The sequence below is a fragment of the Mycobacterium sp. genome, assembly GCF_044342925.1.
Taxonomy (GTDB): Bacteria; Actinomycetota; Actinomycetes; order Mycobacteriales; family Mycobacteriaceae; genus Mycobacterium.
Genome location: NZ_JBIIOV010000170.1, coordinates 1 through 6,980, shown reverse-complemented (window position 1 = coordinate 6,980; position 6,980 = coordinate 1). Strand labels below are relative to the sequence as shown.

The 6,980-nt window shown below is 69.8% G+C and carries 7 protein-coding genes; 3 read left to right on the top strand and 4 right to left on the bottom strand.

Features of this window, described 5'->3' with window-relative positions; genetic code table 11:
• The 4 genes from guaA to guaB form a co-directional block, all read right to left on the bottom strand.
• A partial coding sequence (gene guaA / locus ADBZ6I_RS14865; protein ID WP_526385147.1) for a glutamine-hydrolyzing GMP synthase occupies positions 1 to 1,074 on the bottom strand: 1,074 nt, incomplete at its 3' end.
• A gap of 51 nt (positions 1,075 to 1,125) precedes the next feature.
• On the bottom strand, positions 1,126 to 2,901 hold the full coding sequence (locus ADBZ6I_RS14860) for a GMC oxidoreductase (RefSeq protein ID WP_526385145.1): 1,776 nt from the start codon (positions 2,899 to 2,901) through the stop codon (positions 1,126 to 1,128).
• 26 nt (positions 2,902 to 2,927) lie between these two features.
• Entirely contained in the window at positions 2,928 to 4,103 is a 1,176-nt protein-coding gene (locus tag ADBZ6I_RS14855; RefSeq protein WP_526385143.1) for a GuaB3 family IMP dehydrogenase-related protein, read from the bottom strand.
• 12 nt (positions 4,104 to 4,115) lie between these two features.
• Positions 4,116 to 5,705, bottom strand: a complete 1,590-nt coding sequence (guaB, locus tag ADBZ6I_RS14850; RefSeq protein ID WP_526385141.1) for an IMP dehydrogenase — start codon at positions 5,703 to 5,705, stop codon at positions 4,116 to 4,118.
• Between the two features lie 176 nt (positions 5,706 to 5,881).
• Between guaB and ADBZ6I_RS14845 the strand changes: the two genes are divergently transcribed.
• The 3 genes from ADBZ6I_RS14845 to ADBZ6I_RS14835 all read left to right on the top strand — a co-directional run bounded on the left by ADBZ6I_RS14845 (position 5,882) and on the right by ADBZ6I_RS14835 (position 6,918).
• Positions 5,882 to 6,289, top strand: a complete 408-nt coding sequence (locus tag ADBZ6I_RS14845; RefSeq protein ID WP_526385139.1) for a DUF5319 family protein — start codon at positions 5,882 to 5,884, stop codon at positions 6,287 to 6,289.
• An 83-nt stretch (positions 6,290 to 6,372) separates the two neighbouring features.
• Positions 6,373 to 6,621, top strand: a complete 249-nt coding sequence (locus tag ADBZ6I_RS14840; RefSeq protein WP_526385137.1) for a hypothetical protein — start codon at positions 6,373 to 6,375, stop codon at positions 6,619 to 6,621.
• An 18-nt stretch (positions 6,622 to 6,639) separates the two neighbouring features.
• Complete coding sequence (locus ADBZ6I_RS14835; RefSeq protein ID WP_526385135.1) at positions 6,640 to 6,918, top strand: hypothetical protein; 279 nt, start codon at positions 6,640 to 6,642, stop codon at positions 6,916 to 6,918.
• Positions 6,919 to 6,980: the final 62 nt, after the last annotated feature.

The following is a 6,980-nucleotide window of genomic DNA, read 5'->3' as shown; positions in this document are numbered from 1 at the left end:
GCTGGCCCGATTGCCCGACTCCTCCTCGGGGCTGGCGCCCCGCATCGTCGTCGGGCTGGCCCGATTGCCCGACTCCTCCTCGGGGCTGGCGCCCCGCATCGTCGTCGGGCGTGCAACGTCGCGCACCGCGCCCTCGAACGCCCGGATGAACTCGCGGCCGATGATCTTGCGCTTGCCCTCGGGGTTGGTCACCCCGGACAGCGCCTCCAGGAATCGCGCCTCGGCGTCGACGGTCACCAGTCGGGCCCCAGTGGCAGCGACGAAGTCGCGCTGCACCTGCTCGCGCTCGCCGGCCCGCAGCAGGCCGTGGTCGACGAACACGCACGTCAGTCGATCGCCGATAGCCCGCTGGACCAGCGCGGCGGCCACCGCCGAATCCACTCCCCCACTCAATCCGCAGATGGCGTGGCCGTCGCCGATCTGCTCGCGCACCGCCTCGATGAGGGTCCCGGCGATGCTGGCCGGGGTCCAGGCCGCCCCGATACCGGCGAAGTCGTGCAGGAACCGGCTGAGCACCTGCTGGCCGTGCGGGCTGTGCAGCACTTCGGGGTGGTACTGCACGCCGGCGAGTTTGCGGGTGCGGTCCTCGAACGCCGCCACCGGCGCACCGGCGCTGGCCGCCACCACCTCGAAACCCTCGGGTGCGGCCGTCACCGCGTCACCGTGGCTCATCCAGACCGGCTGAGAACCTGGCAACCCCGAATGCAGTTGCCCGCCAAACACATTGAGCTCGGTGCGGCCGTACTCGCTGGTTCCGGTGCGCTCGACGGTGCCGCCGAGCGCGGCGGCCATGGCCTGGAATCCGTAACAGATGCCGAACACCGGCACGCCCAGATCGAACAAGGCGGGGTCCAGCTGCGGGGCGCCGTCGGCGTACACGCTGGCCGGTCCGCCGGAGAGCACGATGGCCTGCGGCTCCTTGGCCTTGATCTCCTCGATACCGGCGGTGTGCGGGATCACTTCGGAGAACACCCGCGCCTCGCGCACCCGCCGCGCGATCAACTGGGCGTACTGAGCGCCGAAGTCGACCACCAGCACGGGCCGGGGAGCTGCGGAGTGGTCAGGTGTTTGCACCGGGACAGTCTAAGTCCCCCTGAGAACCGCACTGCCGACCACGGCCGCACATCACCGCACGTGCTCGGCCGGGTGCTGCAGTGGCTGGACCGCAGACTGCTGGCCGGACGTGATCGCGACGATCGGCAGGCTGCGCAGGGCGCCGGGTGCGTCCGCCGGGACCACCGGCCGCCGCGGCGGCACCGGGTCCAGCCGGCGGTAGGGCGCACCCTGGGCGGGCCGCTGATCCTGCTCGCCCTTGTTGGGCCACAACGCGGCGGCGCGTTCGGCCTGGGCGGTGATGGACAGCGACGGGTTGACGCCGAGGTTGGCCGAGATGGCGGCGCCGTCGGCGACATGGAGCGTCGGGTAGCCGTACACCCGCTGGTAGGGGTCGATCACGCCGGTCTCGGGGCTGTCGCCGATCGCCGCACCGCCGAGGAAGTGCGCGGTCAGCGGGATGTTGAACATCTCACCCCAGGTGCCGGCGGCCACGCCGTCGATCTTCTCGGCGATGCGCCGGGTCACCTGATTACCCACCGGGATCCAGGTCGGGTTGGGCTCGCCGTGGCCTTGCTTGCTGGTCATCCGGCGGCCGAACAGCCCCTTGGTGGTGAAGGTGGTGATCGAGTTGTCCAGGTGCTGCATCACCAGCGCGATCACCGAACGTTCGCTCCACCTGTGCACCGACAGCACCCGCAGAAAGCCCCGCGGGTTGGTGATGGCGGTGCGCAGCAGTTGCCGCCACCGCGGCACGTCGCTGCCTTCCGGCCCGGAGCCGTTGGTCATCAGCGTCTGCAGCAGACCCATCGCGTTGGAACCCTTGCCGTAGCGGCACGGCTCGATGTGGGTGTCGGCGGTGGGGTGGATCGAGGAGGTGATGGCCACCCCGTGGGTGAGGTCGAGGTCGTCGGACGCCCGGTAGCGTCCGGCGCCGACGATGGACTCGGAGTTGGTGCGGGTGAGCACACCGAGCCGGTCGGACAGACCGGGCAACGTTCCGCTGTCCCGCATGGCGAACAGCAGCTTCTGGGTGCCGTACGTGCCGGCCGCCAAGATGACGTGCCGGGCGGTGAAGGTCGCCTTATCGGTGCGCACCCAGCGTCCGGTGCGAACGGTGTAGACCTGCCAGACGCCGTCGCCGCCCTGCTGCAGGCTGGTCACCGTCGTCATCGGAAGCACTTGCGCCCCAGCCTTTTCCGCCAGCGCGAGGTAGTTCTTCACCAGGGTGTTTTTGGCGCCGTGCCGGCAGCCGGTCATGCACTCACCGCACTCGATGCAGCCGGTGCGGTCCGGGCCCACCCCGCCGAAGTACGGATCGGGCACGGTCTTGCCGGGTTGCTTGCCGTCGGCGCCGAAGAACACCCCCACCGGTGTGGGTGTGTAGGTGTGGCCGACGCCCATCTCGTCGGCGACCTCTTTCATGATCCGGTCGGCGTCGGTGAAGGTCGGGTTTTTGACCACCCCGAGCATCCGCTGCGCCTGGTCGTAGTGCGGCATCAGCTCCGAACGCCAGTCGGTGATGTGCGACCACTGCCGGTCGTTGAAGAACGGGTCCGGCGGGATGTAGAGGGTGTTGGCGTAGTTCAGCGATCCACCGCCCACACCGGCCCCGGCCAGAATCATCACGTTGCGCAGCAGGTGAATCCGCTGGATGCCGTAGCAGCCCAGTTTGGGCGCCCACAGGAACTCGCGCAGCCGCCACGAGGTCTTGGCGAACTCCTTGTCGGCGAAGCGCCGACCGGCCTCCACCACGCCGACTTTGTAACCCTTCTCGGTCAACCGCAGCGCGCTGACGCTGCCGCCGAATCCCGAGCCGATGATCAGAACGTCGTAATCCGGTTCCATGGCCCCAGATTATGGTCTACGACGGATCAATTTCCGACGGTGAGGCCGACTTTCTGGAATTCCTTCAGGTCGCAGTACCCGGCCTTGGCCATCGACCGCCGCAACCCGCCGACGAGGTTCAGCGACCCGAACGGATCGTCGGAGGGCCCGTTGAGAACCTGCTCAAGCGGCAACCGCTCCCCCGGCGCGACTTCCATCAGCCCGCCGCGCGGCAGCGACGGGTGCGCCGCCGCGGCCGGCCAGAACCAGCCGGAGCCCAGCGCTTCGGCGGCCACGGCCAGCGGGGTGCCCAGCAGCACGGCGTCGGCGCCGCAGGCGATGGCTTTGGCCAGCTCACCGGAGGTGTGGATGTCGCCGTCGGCGAGCACGTGCACGTAGCGGCCGCCGGTCTCGTCGAGATAGTCGCGGCGGGCGGCGGCGGCATCGGCAATGGCGGTGGCCATCGGCACGCTGATGCCGAGCACCTCGTCGCTGGTGGTCACCCCCGCCGTCGCGCCGTAGCCGACGATCACGCCCGCGGCGCCGGTGCGCATCAGGTGCAGGGCGGTGCGGTGGTCGGCGACGCCGCCGGCCACCACCGGGATGTCGAGTTCGGAGATGAACGTCTTGAGGTTCAGCGGCTCCCCGGAGCTGTCGCGGCCCCGGACCACCCGCTCGGCAGAGATGATGGTGCCCTGGATGATCAGCAGTTCGATACCCGCCGCGATCAGCGTCGGGGTGAGGGCTTGTGCGTTCTGCGGGCTGACCCGCACCGCCGTCGTCACCCCGGCGTCGCGTACCCGCGCCACCGCCTCGCCGAGCAGGTCCAGATCCAGCGGGGCGGCGTGCAGCTGCTGGAGCAGCCGGATGGCGGTCGATCCCGGCGGGCAGGAGCGCAGCGACTCGGCGAACCAGCCGGCGTCTTCTTTCTCGGCGGCGGCGATGACCTGCCTGATCTTGTCCGCGACGTCGGCGTGCCGGCCAATCAGCCCCTCGCCGTTGAGCACCCCGAGCCCGCCAAGCCGGCCCAGTTCGATGGCGAACTCCGGCGACACCAGGGCGTCGGTCGGGTGGGCGATGACCGGGATCTCGAAGCGGTAGGCGTCCAGCTGCCAGGCGGTGGAGATGTCCTGGGAGGAGCGGGTGCGCCGGGACGGCACGATGTTGATCTCGTTGAGTTCATACGTGCGGCGGGCGGTGCGGCCCATGCCGATTTCAACCATGTCGCGCACAAGTCACCGGGCCGAGTAGTTGGGAGCTTCGACGGTCATGGTGATGTCGTGCGGGTGGCTCTCCTTGAGACCCGCCGCGGTGATCTGGACGAACTGCGCCCGCTGCAGGTCGGCGATGGTGGCCGAGCCGGTGTAGCCCATGGCGGCGCGCAAACCGCCGGTCAGCTGGTGGGTGACGGTGGACAGCGGTCCGCGGAACGGCACCCGGCCTTCGATGCCCTCGGGCACCAGCTTGTCCTCGGAGAGCACGTCGTCCTGGAAGTAGCGATCCTTCGAGAAGGAGCCCCGGACCGAGCCGGCTTCACCGCGGCCCTGCATGGCGCCCAGCGAGCCCATCCCGCGGTAGCTCTTGAACTGCTTGCCGTTGACGTAGATCAGATCGCCGGGCGACTCGGCGGTGCCGGCCAGCAGCGAGCCGAGCATTGCCGTCGACGCCCCGGCGGCCAGCGCCTTGGCGATGTCGCCGGAGTACTGCAGACCGCCGTCGGCGATCACCGGCACCCCGGCCGGGGTGCAGGCGGCGGCGGCTTCCAGGATCGCGGTGATCTGCGGTGCCCCGACCCCGGCGACCACCCGGGTGGTGCAGATCGACCCGGGACCGACACCGACTTTGACCGCGTCGGCGCCGGCCTGGACCAGGGCGGCGGCCGCACCGCGGGTGGCGACGTTGCCGCCGACCACCTCGACTTTGTGGCCCACCTCCCCCTTGACCTTGCTCACCATGTCGAGCACCCGGCGGTTGTGGGCGTGCGCGGTGTCGACCACCAGCATGTCGACCCCGGCGTCGACCAGGGCCATGGCGCGGTCCCAGGAGTCGTCGCCGACACCGACGGCCGCGCCGACCAGCAGGCGCCCGTCGCTGTCCTTGGTGGCAAGCGGATGCTTCTCGGTCTTGACGAAGTCCTTGACGGTAATCAGACCGGTGAGCCGGCCGCGCCCGTCGACGATGGGAAGTTTCTCGATCTTGTGGCGGCGCAGCAGACCCAGCGCGGCGTCGGCGGTCACGCCTTGTTGCGCGGTGATCAGCGGCGCCTTGGTCATGACTTCGGCGACCCGCTTGTTCATGTCGACTTCGAAGCGCATGTCCCGGTTGGTGATGATGCCGACCAGGGCGCCGTCACCGTCGACCACCGGCAGTCCGGAGATGTGGAAGCGGGCGCACAGGGCGTCGACTTCGGCCAGGGTGTTGTCCGGGGTGCAGGTCACCGGGTCGGTCACCATGCCGGCCTCGGAGCGCTTGACCATCTCCACCTGGGTGGCCTGCTCGACGATCGACAGGTTGCGGTGCAGCACCCCGATGCCACCGGCGCGCGCCATCGCGATCGCCATCCGGGCCTCGGTGACGGTGTCCATCGCCGAACTGACCAGCGGCACCTTCAGCCGGATCTTGCGGGTCAGTTGGCTGGAAGTGTCCGCGGTCGCGGGGATCACGTCGGAGGCGGCGGGCAACAGCAGCACATCGTCGAAGGTGAGTCCCAGCATCGCGATTTTGGTGGGATCGTCGCCGCCGGTCCACAGCGGGCTGTTGAGCGGGCCGCCGTAGCGGCCGTCGAGCCCGTCGATCCGGTCGGTGCTGCCTTCGGCAATAGACATCGGCGCGGCCTCCATCAGCGGGCGGAAACGAGTACCTCATCCTATCGGCTCGGCTGCCAGGTTCCTTCCACGCAGCGATCAGAGGGCGTGCGGGGCCCAGAAGGCGGCCCGGCCTGGCGGTTGAGCGGCCAGGGTTTCGCGGCGCGTGCGGGAATCCGCTCGCGTAATGTGGAAGCGTGCGCGACCACCTGCCACCAGGCCTGCCGCCGGATCCGTTTGCTGACGATCCGTGTGACCCGTCGGCGGCGCTGGACGCTCTGGAGCCCGGTCAGCCGTTGGACCCGCAGGAACGCGCCGCGGTCGAGGCAGATCTGGCCGATCTCGCGGTGTATGAGGCATTGCTGGCCAACAAGGGAATCCGCGGTTTGGTGGTGTGCTGCGATGACTGCAGCTCCGACCACTATCACGACTGGGACATGTTGCGCGCCAACCTGCTTCAGCTCCTGATCGACGGAACCGTCCGGCCGCACGAGCCGGCCTACGATCCGGAGCCGGACGCCTACGTCACCTGGGATTACTGCCGCGGCTATGCCGACGCCTCGTTGAACGAGGCGACATCGGACTACTACGACGGCTCGCGCTGACTGGCGTCAGCCGCTCGACACGACGGCTCGCGCTGACTCTTCGCGTTGATTAACCGGCCGGAACCGGGACCAGCACCGTCGTTGTGACCGCTGCTGACGGCAGCGATTCCACCGGCTCGGGAGCCATCTGCGCCGTCGGCGCAGCGGCGCTGGTCGGGGCCGCCGGTGTGGCTGGAGCCTCCGGGCCTGTCGCCGCCACCGACGGTGGTGGAGCGGCCGGCGTCGTAGTCGGAGCCGCCGGGGCCGCCGATTGCTGGACCGGCGCGGCCGTGGTGCTGTCGGCAGCGGTACTTGGCACCGCACTGGTCGGTGTCGTCGCCGGCTGGTTCTGAGTCTGCGGGGCCACCGAGGTGGACGGTGCCGGTGTCGTTTCCGACGGCGCGGTCGACGACGGAGCGCTCGATGCGGGACTGCTGGGCTGGGTTGTCGCCGACGTGGAACCCGGGCTCGATGGCGTCGTCGACGGCGGTGCCGAGGTCGTCGGTGCGGCCGGGGTGGTGGAGGTCGTCGGCGTCGTCACAGGGCTTGAGGACGACGTGCTCGACGGCGATGTGCTGGCCGACGGGGATGTGCTGGTCGACGGCGCAACGGCCGGCACCAATTCCGCGGCGGACGGCGGCACGGTGTAGACGACACCCGGGGGCGCGGTGGCCTCCGGATCACGCTCGACCACCTTGGCCGACAGGTCGTT